At 66.5% G+C, this 16,901-nt stretch carries 14 protein-coding genes; all 14 read left to right on the top strand.

Annotation, left to right across the window (positions count from 1 at the left end; translation table 11 throughout):
• Window positions 1-666: 666 nt before the first annotated feature.
• The gene (locus tag AB0M65_RS01450; RefSeq protein WP_076164505.1) at window positions 667-1,074 is read left to right on the top strand and encodes an NADH-quinone oxidoreductase subunit A; all 408 of its coding nucleotides are present in this window, start codon (window positions 667-669) and stop codon (window positions 1,072-1,074) included.
• Window positions 1,075-1,080: 6 nt separating this feature from the next.
• On the top strand, window positions 1,081-1,629 hold the full coding sequence (locus AB0M65_RS01445; RefSeq protein WP_005151847.1) for an NADH-quinone oxidoreductase subunit B: 549 nt from the start codon (window positions 1,081-1,083) through the stop codon (window positions 1,627-1,629).
• Between the two features lie 5 nt (window positions 1,630-1,634).
• On the top strand, window positions 1,635-2,396 hold the full coding sequence (locus AB0M65_RS01440) for an NADH-quinone oxidoreductase subunit C (RefSeq protein ID WP_364019632.1): 762 nt from the start codon (window positions 1,635-1,637) through the stop codon (window positions 2,394-2,396).
• Between the two features lie 123 nt (window positions 2,397-2,519).
• Complete coding sequence (locus AB0M65_RS01435) at window positions 2,520-3,890, top strand: NADH-quinone oxidoreductase subunit D (RefSeq protein WP_364019629.1); 1,371 nt, start codon at window positions 2,520-2,522, stop codon at window positions 3,888-3,890.
• Window positions 3,887-4,756 carry an NADH-quinone oxidoreductase subunit NuoE gene (nuoE, locus tag AB0M65_RS01430; RefSeq protein ID WP_364019626.1) on the top strand — a complete coding sequence of 290 codons (870 nt, stop codon included), beginning with the start codon at window positions 3,887-3,889 and terminating at the stop codon, window positions 4,754-4,756. The genes AB0M65_RS01435 and nuoE overlap by 4 nt, the downstream gene beginning before the upstream one ends.
• Window positions 4,756-6,036 (top strand): NADH-quinone oxidoreductase subunit NuoF, encoded by a 1,281-nt coding sequence (nuoF, locus tag AB0M65_RS01425; RefSeq protein ID WP_364019623.1) that lies wholly within the window; start codon window positions 4,756-4,758, stop codon window positions 6,034-6,036. The genes nuoE and nuoF overlap by 1 nt, the downstream gene beginning before the upstream one ends.
• Window positions 6,033-8,513, top strand: coding sequence for an NADH-quinone oxidoreductase subunit G (locus AB0M65_RS01420; protein WP_364019620.1), 2,481 nt, complete (start codon window positions 6,033-6,035; stop codon window positions 8,511-8,513). The genes nuoF and AB0M65_RS01420 overlap by 4 nt, the downstream gene beginning before the upstream one ends.
• Window positions 8,510-9,847 carry an NADH-quinone oxidoreductase subunit NuoH gene (gene nuoH / locus AB0M65_RS01415; protein WP_364019617.1) on the top strand — a complete coding sequence of 446 codons (1,338 nt, stop codon included), beginning with the start codon at window positions 8,510-8,512 and terminating at the stop codon, window positions 9,845-9,847. Before AB0M65_RS01420 ends, nuoH begins: the two co-directional genes overlap by 4 nt.
• Complete coding sequence (nuoI, locus tag AB0M65_RS01410) at window positions 9,834-10,373, top strand: NADH-quinone oxidoreductase subunit NuoI (protein ID WP_364019614.1); 540 nt, start codon at window positions 9,834-9,836, stop codon at window positions 10,371-10,373. The genes nuoH and nuoI overlap by 14 nt, the downstream gene beginning before the upstream one ends.
• On the top strand, window positions 10,370-11,218 hold the full coding sequence (locus AB0M65_RS01405; RefSeq protein WP_364019611.1) for an NADH-quinone oxidoreductase subunit J: 849 nt from the start codon (window positions 10,370-10,372) through the stop codon (window positions 11,216-11,218). Before nuoI ends, AB0M65_RS01405 begins: the two co-directional genes overlap by 4 nt.
• The gene (gene nuoK / locus AB0M65_RS01400) at window positions 11,215-11,514 is read left to right on the top strand and encodes an NADH-quinone oxidoreductase subunit NuoK (protein ID WP_076164289.1); all 300 of its coding nucleotides are present in this window, start codon (window positions 11,215-11,217) and stop codon (window positions 11,512-11,514) included. The genes AB0M65_RS01405 and nuoK overlap by 4 nt, the downstream gene beginning before the upstream one ends.
• Before the next feature lie 68 nt (window positions 11,515-11,582).
• Window positions 11,583-13,481, top strand: coding sequence for an NADH-quinone oxidoreductase subunit L (gene nuoL / locus AB0M65_RS01395; protein WP_364019609.1), 1,899 nt, complete (start codon window positions 11,583-11,585; stop codon window positions 13,479-13,481).
• A gap of 178 nt (window positions 13,482-13,659) precedes the next feature.
• A complete protein-coding gene (locus tag AB0M65_RS01390; RefSeq protein WP_364019606.1) occupies window positions 13,660-15,210 on the top strand; it encodes an NADH-quinone oxidoreductase subunit M in 1,551 nt (516 codons plus the stop codon).
• Window positions 15,211-15,213: 3 nt separating this feature from the next.
• The gene (nuoN, locus tag AB0M65_RS01385) at window positions 15,214-16,779 is read left to right on the top strand and encodes an NADH-quinone oxidoreductase subunit NuoN (RefSeq protein ID WP_364019603.1); all 1,566 of its coding nucleotides are present in this window, start codon (window positions 15,214-15,216) and stop codon (window positions 16,777-16,779) included.
• The last annotated feature ends 122 nt before the right edge of the window (window positions 16,780-16,901 follow it).

Raw genomic sequence — 16,901 nt, 5'->3', positions numbered from 1 at the left:
TACAGGAAGGCCCCCTTCCTGTACCTAGGCAAGGTGTGAAGGTCGAGTTTCCTCGGCTGAGCCGAGGGAAGGGGTCCTTCACGCGCGGGCCGCAGGCCTGCTGATGCACTGCGACCACAGCGGCGACTGAAGGTAGTGAAGGTTTCCTTACTACCTTCACACTCACGACAACCCGACCACGCCCTCCCGCACCCGGCCCGCTTTCCGCACCCCGCTCCCGCATCGCCACGCACGAAGGGGGCCGCGCGGCACGTCTGGACCACTGCCCGCTAAGCCGGACAGTGGTATCGGTCACAGGAGGAGAACCGGTCATAACCCGCATAGGAGTCGATCTTCGGGGTGACGTCGCAGGTCATCGGTACCGCACGCCGGAAGAAACCGTACTGGCCGTGCGGCCAAGTTAGGGCAGCCTTATAGCACGGGGCCTAGGGACAAGAATGTGAGTCACGTCCTACACTCGGGCCATGCTTTGTGAATCGCTTCACATCCTCGACGGGAGGCTTGTGAACTATTTCACAAGCAAGGGGTTCGTCATGCACGGCCCGTAAGGGTTGCCTAACCCCCGGAGGTGTGACCCAAGTGACTTAGGGTGCCGACCGAGGGAAGCGGTGAACCCCGACTCGAAAACCGCAGCGGCGCGGAAAGGATGGCGAAAACCCCGTGCTGATGTTGCCCGTGCTGACCCAGGCAGGCACCCCTTCGGTGCCCAACCTGAACATGTACCTCCCCCTGGTCCTCTTGTTCGTCCTCGCTCTCGGTTTCGCGGTGCTCTCGGTGCTGCTGGGCCCGCTGGTCGGCCCGAGCCGCCCCAACAGGGCGAAGACCGCGGCCTACGAATGCGGTATCGAACCGTCGCCGCAGCCGGTCGTCGGCGGCGGCCGGATGCCGGTCGCGTACTACATCACCGCGATGCTGTTCATCCTGTTCGACATCGAGATGGTCTTCCTCTACCCGTTCGCGGTCTCCGCGGACGCGCTGGGCATGTTCGGCCTGGTGGAGATCGTGCTGTTCATCGCGACGGTCGGTTTCGCGTACGCCTACGTATGGCGTCGCGGCGGCCTGGATTGGAACTAGAGAAGCATGGGCCTCGAAGAAAAACTCCCCAACGGCATCCTTCTCGCGAGTCTTGAAGGCCTGGTCAACTGGGCGCGCAAGAACTCGATGTGGCCTGCCACCTTCGGTCTCGCCTGCTGTGCGATCGAGATGATGACCGTCGGCGGTTCCCGCTACGACATCGCCCGCTTCGGCATGGAGCGCTTCAGCGCGACGCCGCGCCAGGCGGATCTGATGATCGTCGCCGGCCGCGTCACGCAGAAGATGGCGCCGGTGCTCCGCCAGATCTACGACCAGATGGCCGAGCCCAAGTGGGTGCTGGCGATGGGCGTCTGCGCCTCGTCCGGCGGGATGTTCAACAACTACGCCGTGGTGCAGGGTGTCGACCACATCGTCCCGGTCGACATGTACCTCCCCGGCTGCCCGCCGCGGCCCGAGATGCTGCTCGACGCGATCCTGAAGCTGCACGCCAAGATCCAGGACGAGCCGATCAACGCCCGCCGGGCCGCGATCCGTGCCGCCAGCGGTGAGCGCACCGAGCTGATCGCCTCCTCGATCAAGTACGCGAAGAAGTGAGCGACGTGCCAGAAGAAACCCCCGAAACCCCGGAGACCGGCGGCGAGCAGTCCAGCGCCGACCGGCCGGAAGGTGGCCTCGAGCCACAAGGCGCCCGCCCGGCCGAACCTGTCGTCACCGGTAAAGATCGCCAGGGCATGTTCGGCGTGCACGGCACCGGTGACACCTCCGGTTACGGCGGCGTCCGCCTCCCCGCGTACAGCCCGCCCCCGGCGGAGCGCCCGTACGGTGGCTGGTTCGACGAGTTCGCCGACGAGTTCTACGCGGCCTTGGCGGACAACAAGGTTCCGGCCGACGCGATCCTGCAGACCACGGTCGACCGTGGCGAGATCACCTTCTACGTCGCCCGCGAGCACCTCGTCGAGATCGCGCGGACGTTGCGCGACGACACCGGTCTCCGGTTCGAGCTGCTCAGCTCGGTGTCGGGGGTGGATTACGGCGTCGACGTCCCGCAGCGGCTGCATTCGGTCTACCACTTCACGTCGATGACCTACCGCCGCCGCATTCGCGTCGAGGTCACGCTCGACATCGAGGACCCGCATGTCCCGTCGCTGGTCGGGCTTTACCCGACCGCGGACTGGCAGGAGCGGGAGACCTGGGACATGTACGGCATCGTCTACGACGGTCACCCGGCATTGACCCGCATCCTCATGCCGGACGACTGGGACGGCCACCCCCAGCGCAAGGACTACCCGCTCGGCGGGATCCCGGTCGAATACAAGGGCGCGGAGATCCCGCCGCCAGACCAGCGGAGGTCGTACTCGTGAGCACCTGCCTGCGGACGCGCATATCCCGGCCGTGTCATCACCAGCGGAGGTCGTACTCGTGAGCATCAAAGAGCTGCGGGCGCGCACATCCCGGCCGTGTCATCACCAGCGGAGGTCGTACTCGTGAGCACCGAAAACCTCTCCGACGTCACGACGGGAACCGACACTTCTCCCGAGGGCAGCAACAGCGTCCCCGAAGCCGATTCCCGCGACACCACCGAAGGCCGCGTCTACACCGTTTCCGGCGGTGACTGGGAAGACTTCATCGAAGACTCCCGCCACGACGAGCGCATGGTCATCAACATGGGCCCGCAGCATCCGTCGACACACGGCGTGCTCCGGCTCGTGCTGGAGATGGAGGGCGAGACCGTCACCCAGCTCCGCTCGGTCATCGGCTACCTGCACACCGGGATCGAGAAGAACTGCGAGTACCGCACGTGGACCCAGGGTGTCACCTTCGTGACGCGCATGGACTACCTCGCGCCGCTCTCCACCGAACTCGCGTACTGCCTCGGCGTCGAGAAGCTGCTCGGCATCCAGGCACCGCGCCGCGCCGAACTGCTGCGGGTGATGCTGTGCGAGATCAACCGCATCGGTTCACATCTGGTCTACATCGCCACCGGCGGGATGGAACTCGGTGCCACCACGGCGATGACACTCGGTTTCCGTGAGCGTGAAGAGGTTCTGCACCTGCTGGAGCACCTCACCGGGCTCCGGATGAACCACGCGTTCATCCGCCCCGGCGGCCTCGCGCAGGATATGCCCGCCGACTACCAAGAGGTGGTCAGCGCGTTCGTCAAGACGATGGACGAGCGGCTTCCCTTGTACGACAAGCTCTTCACTGGTCAGCCGATTTGGCGCAACCGGCTCAAGGGTGTCGGCTACCTGCCGGTGGACGCCTGCCTCGCGCTCGGTGTCACCGGTCCGGTGCTGCGCAGCGCCGGTCTCCCGTGGGACCTCCGCAAGACCGAGCCGTACTCCCGCTACGACGAGTTCGAGTTCGACATCCCGACCTCGACCGACGCGGACTGCTGGGCGCGGTACCTGATCCGGGTCGAGGAGATGCACCAGAGCCTGCGGATCATCAAGCAGTGCCTGAAGAAGCTCGAACCGGGCCCGGTCATGGTCGAGGACAAGAAGGTCGCCTGGCCCGCGCAGCTCTCGCTCGGCAGCGACGGCCTCGGCAACTCGCTCGAGCACGTCCGCAAGATCATGGGCCAGTCGATGGAATCACTGATCCACCACTTCAAGCTGGTCACCGAGGGCTTCAAGGTCCCGGCAGGCCAGTCGTACACGACGGTGGAGTCGCCGCGTGGGGAACTGGGTGTGCACCTCGTATCCGACGGCGGCACCAGGCCGCTGCGGGTCCACGTGCGCGAACCCAGTTTCGTGAACCTGCAGTCGATGCCCGCGATGGCCGAAGGCGGCCTGGTGGCGGACGTCATCGCCGCGATCGCCTCGATCGACCCCGTCATGGGGGGAGTGGACCGTTGAGCAACCAGCCCGAAAAGACGCCGACGCCCGAACCGGGCACCCGTCAGGCGGAGCAGACCCACGTCGCCGCCGGCGGTGATGTCGACGTCATCGCGATCTCGCCGGATCCCGCCCTCGCGGAAGGGATCCTGGAGAACGCGAAGCCCGAAGACATCTTCGACGCCGAGATCCACGCCAAGGCGCAGAACCTGATCGCGCGCTACCCGCAGTCCCGCTCCGCACTGCTGCCGCTGCTGCACCTCGTGCAGTCGGTGCAGGGCTATGTGAGCCAAGAGGGCATCGCCTTCTGCGCCGCGCAGCTGGACCTGTCCGACGCCGAGGTCAGCGCGGTCGCGACGTTCTACACCATGTACAAGCGCCGCCCGTGCGGTGAGCATCTGGTGAGCGTCTGCACCAACACGCTTTGCGCGGCCATGGGCGGCGACGCGATCTACAAGAAGCTCCAGACGCACCTCGGTTCCGAGGAGAAGCCGTTGGGGCACAACGAGACCGCGGGTACACCCAACGAGCCCGGCTCGATCACCCTCGAACACGCCGAATGCCTCGCGGCCTGTGACCTCGCGCCGGTCATCCAGGTCAACTACGAGTACTTCGACAACCAGACCGAGGACAAGGCCGTCGCGCTGGTCGACGCGTTGCGGGCAGGCAAGAAGCCCGCCCCGACGCGTGGTGCGCCGCTGAGCGACTTCAAGGGCGCCGAACTCCAGCTCGCCGGGTTCTTCCCGGAGGACGCGCGGCAGTACCGCATGGACGTCGACGGTCCTTCGCAGGCCGTCGAAACCCTGCGGGGAGCGCAGGTCGCGCAGGACCGCGGCTGGATCGCTCCCGCGATGAAGGACGTTCCCTTGCCGGAGGTGCAGAAGTAATGGCTGACCCGATCACCCCGGTCCTCACGAAGCGCTGGCTTTCGCCCAACTCCTGGACGATCCAGTCCTACGAAGCCCTTGAGGGTTACACCGCGATCCGCAAGGCGCTCAAGGGCACTCCCGAGCAGATCGTCCAGTTGGTCAAGGAATCCGGCCTCCGCGGTCGTGGCGGCGCGGGCTTCCCGGCCGGCATCAAGTGGTCCTTCATGCCGCCCAACGAGGACAAGCCGCACTACCTCGTCATCAACGCCGACGAGGGCGAGCCGGGTACCTGCAAGGACATCCCGCTGATGATGGCAGACCCGCACTCGCTCATCGAAGGCTGCATCATCGCCTCGTACGCGATGCGTTCGCACCACTGCTTTATCTACGTCCGCGGTGAGGCACTGCACTGCATCCGCCGTCTCAACGCGGCCGTGCGAGAGGCCTACGAAGCGGGCTACCTCGGCAAGAACATCCTCGACTCCGGATTCGACCTCGACATCACCGTGCACGCGGGTGCCGGGGCGTACATCTGCGGCGAGGAGACGGCGCTGCTGGACTCGCTGGAGGGCCGCCGTGGCCAGCCGCGGCTCAAGCCGCCGTTCCCGGCCGCCGCCGGTCTCTACGCCGCGCCGACCACGGTCAACAACGTCGAGACCATCGCCAGCGCGCCGTACATCATCAACGGCGGCTCCGACTGGTTCCGCCAGATGGGCCGCGAGAAGTCGCCCGGCCCCAAGATCTACTCGATCTCCGGTCACGTCGAGAAACCCGGCCAGTACGAATGCCCGCTCGGCACCACGCTGCGCGAGCTGCTGGACATGGCGGGTGGCATGAAGGACGGCGTCCCGCTGAAGTTCTGGACGCCGGGTGGTTCGTCCACGCCGATGTTCACCACGGAACACCTCGATGTTCCGCTGGACTTCGAGGGCGCGGCGGAAGCCGGGTCGATGCTGGGCACGACGGCCGTGCAGGTCTTCAACGAGACCGTTTCCGTGCCGTGGGCCGTGATGAAGTGGACGCAGTTCTACGAGCACGAGTCCTGTGGCAAGTGCACGCCGTGCCGCGAGGGCACGTACTGGCTGGCGCAGATCCTGGAGCGCATGGTGGCGGGCAAGGGCACCGAAGAGGACATCGACACCCTCCTCGACGTCTGCGACAACATCCTCGGCCGCTCCTTCTGCGCGCTCGGTGACGGCGCCGTCTCGCCGATCCAGAGCGGGATCAAGTACTTCCGGGATGAATTCCTGGCACTGTGTAATGAAAACAAGCGCGACCTGGTGGGGGCGCAGGCATGACGATCGCACCCGACAAGCCCGAAACGTCCACAGACATTCCAGTCCCCGAAGGCCACGTCAAGCTGGTCATCGACGGTGAAACGGTCATCGCGCCCAAGGGCGAGCTGCTGATCCGCACCGCCGAGCGGCTCGGCACGGTCATCCCGCGCTTCTGCGACCACCCGCTGCTCGACCCGGCGGGCGCCTGCCGCCAATGCCTGGTCGAGGTCGAAATGGGTGGCCGTCCGATGCCGAAGCCGCAGGCCTCGTGCACCATGACGGTCGCCGACGGCATGGTCGTGAAGACCCAGCTGACCTCGGCCGTCGCGGACAAGGCCCAGCAGGGTGTGATGGAGCTGCTGCTCATCAACCACCCGCTGGACTGCCCGATCTGCGACAAGGGCGGCGAATGCCCGCTGCAGAACCAGGCGCTGGAGCACGGCCGCACGGAATCCCGTTTCGTGGACACGAAGCGGACGTTCGCGAAGCCGCTGCCGATCTCCTCGCAGGTGCTGCTGGACCGGGAGCGCTGCGTGCTCTGCCAGCGCTGCACCCGGTTCTCCCGCGAGATCGCCGGCGACCCGTTCATCGAACTGCTCGAACGCGGTGTACACCAGCAGATCGGCACCGCCGAGACGGCGGACGTGCTGGACCTGGCCTCCCGGACCACCTCCGGTGACCCGTTCCAGTCGTACTTCTCCGGCAACGTCATCCAGATCTGCCCGGTCGGCGCGCTGACGTCGGCCGCGTACCGGTTCCGTTCGCGGCCGTTCGACCTGGTGTCCGCGCCGAGTGTCTGTGAGCACTGCTCGTCGGGTTGTGCCGAGCGGACCGACTTCCGCCGCGGCAAGGTCATGCGCAAACTCGCGGGCGACGACCCCGAGGTCAACGAAGAGTGGCTTTGCGACAAGGGCCGATTCGCCTTCCGCTACTCCTCCGCCGAAGACCGCATCCGCCGTCCGCTGATCCGCAACGCCGACGGGGTGCTGGAAGAGGCTTCCTGGACCGACGCGCTGCGTGCGGCCGCGGCCGGGCTCGCCGAAGCGCGTGACGGCAAGGGTGCCGCGGTGCTGACCGGTGGCCGCCTGACCGTCGAGGACGCCTACGCGTACTCGAAGTTCGCGCGGATCGCCTTGGGCACTAACGACATCGACTTCCGGTCACGTCCGCATTCGGCCGAGGAACTGAGCTTCCTCGCCGCGCACGTCGTCGGGACGACGCCGGAAAGCGGCGTCACGTTCGGTGAGATCGAGCGGGCACGCACGGTGCTGTGTGTCGCGTTCGAGCCGGAGGACGAGGCGCCGATCGTGTTCCTGCGGCTGCGCAAGGCGGCCCGCAAGAACCGCACCCGCGTCGTCCACTTGGGACAGTGGACCACCTCCTCGGTCCGTAAGACCTTCGGTGAGCTGCTGGCCTGCGCGCCGGGTTCCGAGGCCGCCGCGATCGACGGAATCGCGCAGCACGCGCAGGACGTCGACGCGGCACTGGCGGCAGAGGGATCGGTGATTCTGGTCGGCGAACGCGCCGCCGAGGTCCCCGGCCTGTTCTCGGCCCTGCACCGGCTGGTGGAGCGCACCGGCGCCCGGCTCGCGTGGATCCCGCGTCGTGCGGGTGAGCGTGGTGCCCTGGCGGCGGGTGCGGCGCCGACACTGCTGCCCGGTGGCCGCTCGGTCACCGACGCCGCGGCTCGCGCCGAGATCGAAAAGGCTTGGGGCGTCACGCTTCCGGCCGGTGAAGGCCGCGACACCACGGCGATCCTCAATGCCGCTTCCGGTCAGGACATCGACGGCCTGCTCGTCGGTGGCGTCGACCCGGACGACCTGCCGGACCCGGAGCTGGCCCGCCGCGCGCTCGAGAACGCGAAGTTCGTGGTGAGCCTCGAACTGCGGCCCAGCGGGGTCACCGACTACGCGGACGTCGTCCTCCCGATCGCCCCGGCGGTCGAGAAGGCTGGCACCTACCTGAACTGGGAAGGCCGCCGCCGCGAGTTCGCTGTCACCCTCGAAGGCACCGGCGCGCTGCCGGACTGCCGGGTGCTCGACACCCTCGCCGTCGAAATGGACGCGGACCTGTTCACCCAGACCCCGGCCGCCGCTGCCGCCGACCTCGCGAAGCTTCCAAGTGTCATGAAAGGGTCTTTCAAGACAAATTTTGTCCTGAAAGACCCTTTCATGACACGTCCCGAGCCCGAGAACGGCAAGGTCCTCCTCGCCACCTGGCGCCAGCTGATCGACAACGGTTCGCTGCAGGACGACGAGCCGCACCTCAAGGGCACCCAGCGCGAGGTCGTCGCCCGTCTCTCGGCGAAGACCGCCGAAGGCTTGGGCGGCAGCGTGAAGGTCTCCACCGAACGCGGCTCCATCACGTTGCCGGTCGAGGTCGCGGACCTGCCGGACGGTGTCGTGTGGCTCCCGGGCAACTCCGACGGCTCGGCCGTCCGCGCCTCCCTGGGCGCAGGACACGGCTCCGCCGTCAACCTCACCGGAGGTGAGAAGTGACCCCGTTGCTCAGTCAGGTGCCGGACGCCGCCGAGCGTGCCGCGCTGTTGGCGGACGACCCGTTGTGGCTGATCCTGATCAAGACGGTCGTGATCCTGCTGATCGGCCCGATCCTGACGATCTTCCTGATCGTCTGGGAGCGTAAGGCGGTCGGCCGGATGCAGAACCGTCCCGGCCCCAACCGGGTCGGTCCCGGCGGTTATCTGCAGTCACTGGCGGACGCGATCAAGCTGCCGTTCAAGGAACAGATCATCCCGGACACCGCCGACCGCAAGGTGTACTTCCTCGCCCCGGTCATCTCCGCGGTGCCCGCGCTGATCGCGCTGGCCGCGATCCCGTTCGGCCCGGTGGTTTCGATCTTCGGCGAGCGGACCACGCTCCAGCTGGTCGACCTGCCGGTCGGTGTACTGGTGATCCTGGCCTGTTCCTCGATCGGTGTTTACGGCCTGGTGCTGGCCGGCTGGTCTTCCGGCTCGCCTTATCCGCTGCTCGGTGGACTGCGAAGCGCGGCGCAGGTGATCTCCTACGAGATCGCGATGGGTCTGTCCATTGTGGGCGTCATCCTCTACGCGGGTTCGATGTCGACCTCGCAGATCGTCGAATCGCAGCAGAGCGGCTGGTACTTCTACCTGCTGCTGCCGAGTTTCGTGATCTACCTGATCTCCATGGTCGGTGAGACCAACCGCGCGCCGTTCGACCTCCCCGAGGCCGAATCCGAGCTGGTCGGCGGTTTCCACACCGAGTACAGCTCGATGAAGTTCGCGATGTTCTTCCTCGCCGAGTACGTCAACATGGTGATCGTTTCGGCGTTCGCGACGACGTTGTTCCTCGGTGGCTGGAAGTTCCCGTTCGTCGGCGCCGATCACGCGCTCAACCAGGGCTGGCTCCCGCTGCTGTGGTTCACCGCGAAGCTGTTCATCCTGCTGTTCGGCTTCATCTGGCTGCGTGGCACGCTGCCGCGGCTGCGGTACGACCAGTTCATGCGGCTGGGCTGGAAGGTACTGGTCCCGGTCAACCTGGTCTGGATCGTCGTGATCGTCACGGTCCGCGCGATCAAGAACTCCGGTGGGCTGAGCACACCGCAAATCCTCATCGGCGGCGGCGCGCTCATCCTCGTCGTCGTCATCCTGAGCCTGCTCCTGCCGGACAAGAAGGTCCCCGACGACGATTACGTCCCGGTGACCGGCGGCGGGTTCCCGGTGCCGCCGCTCGACCTGCAGGTCCCGGATCAGACTCCGCGTCAGAAGGCCGTCGCGAAGGCCGAAGCCCGGGCTGCCAAGCGCAAGCCCGCGGCGGTTTCCAGTGGAAGGGAGGCCGGCGATGGGGATGTTTGATCCCATCAAGGGTTTCGGTGTCACCTTCGGGATGATGTTCAAGAAGGTCGCCACCGAGGAGTACCCGGAGGCAGGCGCCCCCGCCGCTCCGCGTTACCACGGCAGGCACCAGCTGAACCGGCATCCGGACGGGCTGGAGAAATGCGTCGGCTGCGAGCTGTGCGCGTGGGCCTGCCCGGCGGACGCGATCTTCGTCGAAGGCGGCGACAACACCGAAGAGGCACGTTTCTCGCCCGGTGAGCGGTACGGCGCCGACTACCAGATCAACTACCTGCGCTGCATTGGCTGCGGGTTGTGTGTCGAGGCCTGCCCGACCCGGTCACTGACGATGATCAACTTCTACGAGCTGGCCGACGACGACCGGCAAAGGCTGATCTACACCAAGGAAGACCTCCTCGCGCCGCTGCTGTCCGGCATGGAGCAGCCGCCGCATCCGATGCGGCTCGGCGACAACGAGCAGGACTACTACGTCAACGGCCCGGAACTCGCACGGCAGCCGGCTGAGCCGAAGGAGCCCGTCAAGTGATCGCGGCTTTCCTCGCCCAGACGGACGTGTCGGCCGGGATCACCACCGGCGAGACCATCGCCTTCTGGGTGCTCGGTCCGATCGCGCTGCTCGGCGGATTCGGCATGATCTTCTCCCGTAACGCCGTGCACTCGGCGCTGTGGCTGGTCCTGACCATGCTGTGCCTCGGCGCGCTGTACATGATCCAGCAGGCGCCGTTCCTCGGCTTCACGCAGATCATCGTCTACACCGGCGCGATCATGATGCTGTTCCTGTTCGTGCTGATGATGGTCGGCAGGGAGAGTTCCGACTCGGTCGTCGAAGTCCTGCGCGGGCAACGGGTCATGGCGACCCTGCTCGGCATCGGCGTCGGCGGGCTGCTCGCGGCGGGGCTCGCCCGCTCGCTGGCCAACGTCACCCCGGCGATGCCGCTCGACCCGGCGAACCTCGACGGCGGCGGGCCCGGCGGCCTGGGACGGCTCATCTTCACCAAGTACCTGTTCCCGTTCGAGCTCACGTCGGCGCTGCTGATCACCGCCGCGCTCGGCGCGATGGTGCTCGCCTTCACCGACCGCCACGCCAAGGGCGGCAAGAAGTCGCAGAAGGAACTCGTCGTCGACCGGTTCACCGGAAAGCACGACAGGCCTTCTCCGCTGCCCGGCCCTGGCGTCTTCGCGACCGCCAACTCGATCGCCACCCCGGCACTGCTGCCGGACGGTTCGATCGCGCCGGAGTCGCTCTCGGACATCATCGAGTCCACTTCGGCCTCACGGCTGGAAGACGAGCGCAAGCAGGTCGCCGGAACCACCGGCGACGCTGTGGGCCCGCACGCTCTCGTGGGCAAGCCTGAAGGGGAGAAGGAATGACCCCGACGTACTACCTGCTCCTGTCCGCGCTGCTGTTCACCATCGGCGCTGTCGGGGTGCTGGTGCGCCGCAACGCGATCGTCGTGTTCATGTGCATCGAGCTGATGCTGAACGCGGCGAACCTGTCACTGGTCACGTTCGCCCGGATCAACGGGACGCTCGACGGCCAGGTGATGGCGTTCTTCGTGATGGTCGTGGCCGCCGCGGAGGTCGTGGTGGGACTGGCGATCATCATGGCGATCTTCCGCACCCGGCGCTCGGCCTCGGTCGACGACACCAACCTGCTGAAGTACTAGGGAGTGCCACCTCATCCCCGCCGCCCACCCTTGTTGGACGCGCTCCGCGCGACTGATTGGAATTCAAGTTGACCGCATCATCGTGGCTGCTGGTGGCCTTCCCTGCCCTCGGCGCCCTTGTTCTCCTGCTGGCCGGTAAACGCGCCCGCCCTTGGGGGCACCTCCTCGGCAGTGCGACCGTCTCACTGTCCTTTGTGTACGGCCTGATCCTCTTCTTCACGGCCGACACGAAGAACATCGCGGATGTCAAGCTGTTCTCGTGGATCCCGGTATCGGCGTTGCAGGTCGACTTCGGACTCCGGATCGACGCGCTTTCGCTGACGTTCGTCCTGCTGATCACCGGCGTCGGCATGCTGATCCACTTCTACTCGATCGGCTACATGGCTGAGGACCGTGACCGGTCGAGGTTCTTCGCCTACCTCAACCTGTTCGTCGCCTCGATGCTGATCCTGGTGCTGGGCAACAGCTTCGTGACGCTGTACCTCGGCTGGGAAGGTGTCGGCCTCGCGTCGTACCTGCTCATCGGCTGGTATCAGGACCGCCCGTCCGCGGCCACCGCGGCGAAGAAGGCGTTCCTGATGAACCGCGTCGGTGACGTCGGGCTCGCGCTGGCGATCTTCCTGATGTTCAAGTACGTCGGGAGCACCGGTTACGCCGAGGTCTTCGGCGCGATCGACAAGATCCCGACCGGCGCGATCACCGCCATCGCGATCCTCCTGCTGCTGGGTGCCTGCGGTAAATCCGGCCAGTTCCCGTTGCAGGCCTGGCTTCCGGACGCGATGGAGGGCCCGACCCCGGTTTCGGCCCTCATCCACGCGGCGACGATGGTCACCGCCGGCGTCTACCTGGTCGCCCGTGCGCACGAGATCTTCAACGCCACTCCGGACGGCAGGCTGATCGTCACCCTCGTCGGTACGGTCACGCTGCTGATCGGGTGCGTCATCGGTTGCGCCTATGACGACATCAAGAAGGTCCTGGCGTACTCCACGGTCAGCCAGATCGGGTACATGATGCTCGCCGTCGGCCTCGGGCCGATCGCGTACGCGCTGGGCATCATGCACCTGGTGGCACACGGTTTCTTCAAGGCGGGGCTGTTCCTCGGGGCCGGTTCGGTCATGCATGCCATGAACGACGAGGTCGACATGCGGAAGTACGGCGGGCTGCGCAAGCACCTGCCGGTCACCTTCTGGACCTTCGCACTCGGCTACCTCGCCCTGATCGGCATCCCGCCGCTCTCCGGCTTCTTCACCAAGGACGCGATCATCGAAGCGGCGCTGAGCCAAGGCGGCTGGCGTGGCTGGGTGATGGGTGGCGCGGCACTGCTCGGCGCCGGGCTTACCGCGTTCTACATGACACGCCTGATGGTGATGACCTTCTTCGGCAAGGAACGCTGGAAGGAGATCAAGTCCAGCGACGGCCGCGACTTCCACCCGCACGAATCGCCCGCGGTGATGAAGTGGCCGATGATCATCCTGGCGATCGGCTCGGTCGGCGCCGGTGCGTTCTTCGCACTCGGCGACCGGTTCGCCGAATGGCTTTCGCCGGTGGTCGGTCCGCTCGAAGAGGGTGGCCACAGCGTCATCCCGCATCTGCTGGTCCCGTTCCTCACCGTGGCGCTGTCCGTGGTGGGCGCACTGGCCGCTTGGCTCTTCGTCGGCCGTAAGGACGTTCCGGTGGAACGGCCCGAGCGGGTCTCGGTCGTGGTCAAGGCCGCCCGCAACGACCTCTACGGCAACACCCTGAACGAGACGCTGGTCGGCCGCCCGGGTACCTGGCTCGCCCGCGCACTGGTCTACGTGGACAACCGCGGCGTCGACGGCGCGGTCAATGGCATCGCCGCCGCACTCGGTGGTGGATCCGGGCGCCTGCGCCGCCTGCAGACCGGCTTCGTCCGCTCGTACGCACTGTCCATGCTGGGCGGCACATTCCTGCTTCTGGCGGCACTCCTGCTGGTGAGGTTCTCCTGATGACTGCAAAAGCCACCCCGCGGGCTGCGCGCGTCCGCGATGGCGTCGACAGGGCGCAACACCCGCTGCTCTGTCACGGTATTGAGGCAGGGCGCCCTGCCCCCGCAATCGCGGGGCCTTCGGCCGGCGCGCGCTCTGCGGTTGCTTCGTTCGCCGCGACTTCCGTGAGGACCCTCTCATGACTTGGCTACTCGCAACCATCCTGCTGCCGCTGGTCGGCGCCGCGGTCGTCGCGGGGATGAAGAAGAACGACAGGCTCGCGACGCTCACCGCACTCGGGGTGTCCATCCTGACGTTCCTGCTGGTGATCCCGCTGTGGGCGAGCTACGCGCCTTCGGGTGACCGGATCCAGCAGAAGTCCTCGATGGACTGGATCCCGAACTTCGGCATCCACATCTCGTTCGGCATCGACGGCATCGCGCTGGTGATGATCGCGGTCATCGGCCTGCTGGTGCCGATCGTGGTCGGCTCACTCGGCCTGACCGACAAGCTCCCGGCCGGGCGCTCGGCGGGCGGGTTCCTCTCGCTGATCCTGGTGCAGGAAGCATTGACCATCGGCGTCTTCGCCGCGACCGACGTCTTCCTGTTCTACGTGCTGTTCGAGATCATGCTGATCCCGATGTACTTCCTGATCGGCGGCTACGGCGGCGCGAACCGGCAGTACGCGGCGGTCAAGTTCTTCCTGTACTCGTTCCTCGGCGGCCTGATCATGCTGGCCTCGGCCATCGGGGCCTACTCGATGGCGTCGGACGAACTCGGCAAGGGCACCTTCGACTGGGAAACGCTCGTCACCGTCGTCCGCGACGCCCCGTTGGGGACGCAGATCTGGCTGTTCATCGGATTCTTCCTCGCCTTCGCGATCAAGGCTCCGCTGGTGCCGTTCCACACCTGGCTACCGGACGCCGCGGGCCAGGCACCCATCGGCGTCGCGGTACTGCTGGTGGGTGTGCTGGACAAGGTCGGCACGTTCGGGTTCCTGCGTTACTGCCTCCCGATGTTCCCCGACGCCAGCAAGGAACTCGCGCCGTTCGTGCTGGTGCTCGCCGTCGCGGGTGTCCTTTACGGCTCGATCCTCGCCGCCGGGCAACGCGACATGAAACGGTTCATCGCCTACGTGTCGATCGCCCACTTCGGCTTCATCGCGCTGGGCATCTTCACCTTCAACGAGCAGGCGATGGTCGGCTCGGTGTCGTACATGCTCAACCACAGCCTCGCCACCGGGATGCTGATCGTGGTGGTCGGGCTCATCGTGATGCGTGGCGGGTCCACCAAGATCTCCGACTACGGCGGCATGGCGAAGGTGACCCCGCTGCTGGGCGGGATGTTGCTCATCGCCGGTCTGTCCACTTTGTCCTTGCCCGGCACGAACTCCTTCATCAGTGAGTTCCTGGTGCTGCTGGGGTCCTTTGTGGACCACCCGGTGTACACGATCATCGCGACGGTCGGCATGGTGCTGGCCGCGGCGTACGTGCTCTGGCTCTACCAGCGCGTCATGCAGGGCCCCGTCCGCGGTGATGCCCTGATGGCGGCGGGTGGAGGCCCGGGTACGGCGATCGCTCCCGAACTCGGGGCGACCAAAGCCATCAAGGACCTCGGCGGCAAGGAGATCGCGATCCTGACGCCGATGGTCGTGCTGATCATCGCGCTCGGGTTCTATCCGAAGCCGGTGCTCGACACGATCACCCCGTCGGTGCAGGCGACCATGTCGTCCGTACAGGGAGGCAAGTAAACCGTGCTCTTCTTGACTCAGGCGCCAGCGGTGCAGGTGCCGTCGATCGACTACTTCGCCGTCACACCGATCCTGATCATTCTCGGGGTCGCGTGTGTCAGCGTGCTGTTCGAAGCCTTCCTGCCCAAGCACATGCGGTGGCCGTCGCAGGTCTTCCTGTCCCTGGTCGGGATCGGGGCGGCGGGCGTCTTCCTGGTCTGGTACGCGAGCTCGTCCGCACCGAAGAGCGGCATCACGACCTTCAGCGGCGCCATCGCCGTCGACCGGCCGTCGCTGTTCCTCTGGGGCACGCTGCTGGCGCTGGCGCTGGGCGCCGTGCTCCTGATCGCGGACCGCTCGGTCGAACCGGGCGGCGCGTTCGTCGCGCAGGCCGGTATCCGGCCCGGCACGCTGCAGGACCGCGCGCAGGTCGGCACCACCGGCATGCAGACCGAGGTCTTCCCGCTGACGTTGTTCGCGCTCGGCGGCATGATGGCGTTCGTCGCGGCCAACGACCTGCTGACCATGTTCATCGCCCTTGAGGTGCTGAGCCTGCCGTTGTACCTGATGTGTGGTCTCGCGCGGCGGCGTCGCCTGCTCTCGCAGGAATCCGCGGTCAAGTACTTCCTGCTCGGCGCGTTCTCGTCGGCGTTCTTCCTCTACGGCCTCGCGCTGCTGTACGGCTACGCGAACTCCGTGAAGCTTTCGGACATCGCCAACGCCGCCGCCGGTTCGGACCGTTCGGACACACTGCTGTTCGCCGGGCTCGGGCTGCTCGCGGTCGGCCTGCTGTTCAAGGGCTCCGTCGGTCCGTTCCACACCTGGACCCCGGACGTCTACCAGGGCGCGCCGACGCCGGTCACCGCGTTCATGGGCGCGTGCACCAAGGTCGCCGCGTTCGGCGGGATCCTGCGGGTGTTCTCGGTGGCGTTCGAATCGACCAGCTGGGAATGGCGTGGGGTCCTCTGGGGCGTCGCGATCATCTCGATGCTGATCGGTGCGGTGCTAGGCCTCACGCAGACCGACGTCAAACGCATGATCGCCTACTCGTCCATCGCGCACGCCGGGTTCCTGCTCGTGGGTGCGATCACGATGACCGAGCAGGGCCTTTCGAGCACGCTGTTCTACCTGCTGGCCTACGGCTTCACCACGCTCGCCGCTTTCGGCATCGTCTCGCTGGTGCGGGACTCGAACGGCGAAGCGACGCATTTGTCCGCGTGGGCGGGGCTGGCGAAACGGTCGCCCGTGGTGGCCGGGGTGTTCACCTTCCTGCTGCTCGCCTTGGCCGGTATTCCGCTGACCAGCGGGTTCGTCGGCAAGTTTGTGGTCTTCTCGGCGGCACTGTCCGACGGGATGGCGCCGCTGGTCGTCATCGCACTGGTGTTCAGCGCGGTCGCCGCGTTCTTCTACCTGCGGGTGATCGTGCTGATGTACTTCTCCGAACCGGCACCCGACGGCCCTGCCGTCACCGTGCCCGGGGCGTTCACCACCACCGCGATCACGCTCGGCGTCATCGTCACGCTGGTGCTCGGGCTGATCCCGGCGTTCGCGCTGGACTGGGCGGGCTCCGGCGGCTTCGCCCTCAAGTAGGTTTCGTTCACTCGAAAGGCCCTCTTCACTTCGGTGGAGAGGGCCTTTCCTTGCGTCATAGTGTGGTCACGTTGTCACGCTATGGGGAGGGTGCGATGCCGGGTGAGTACGAGGTTGTCTTG

Source organism: Amycolatopsis sp. NPDC051071 (genome assembly GCF_040682875.1).
In the GTDB taxonomy this organism is placed as follows: domain Bacteria; phylum Actinomycetota; class Actinomycetes; order Mycobacteriales; family Pseudonocardiaceae; genus Amycolatopsis.
This window is presented reverse-complemented; position numbering and strand designations above follow the sequence as displayed.

Coding starts and splice junctions, on each gene's coding strand:
- AB0M65_RS01450 (WP_076164505.1), top strand. CDS start 667: ATGTTGCCCGTGCTGACCCAGGCAGGCACCCCTTCGGTGCCCAACCTG.
- AB0M65_RS01445 (WP_005151847.1), top strand. CDS start 1,081: ATGGGCCTCGAAGAAAAACTCCCCAACGGCATCCTTCTCGCGAGTCTT.
- nuoF (WP_364019623.1), top strand. CDS start 4,756: ATGGCTGACCCGATCACCCCGGTCCTCACGAAGCGCTGGCTTTCGCCC.
- AB0M65_RS01420 (WP_364019620.1), top strand. CDS start 6,033: ATGACGATCGCACCCGACAAGCCCGAAACGTCCACAGACATTCCAGTC.
- nuoI (WP_364019614.1), top strand. CDS start 9,834: ATGGGGATGTTTGATCCCATCAAGGGTTTCGGTGTCACCTTCGGGATG.
- nuoK (WP_076164289.1), top strand. CDS start 11,215: ATGACCCCGACGTACTACCTGCTCCTGTCCGCGCTGCTGTTCACCATC.
- AB0M65_RS01390 (WP_364019606.1), top strand. CDS start 13,660: ATGACTTGGCTACTCGCAACCATCCTGCTGCCGCTGGTCGGCGCCGCG.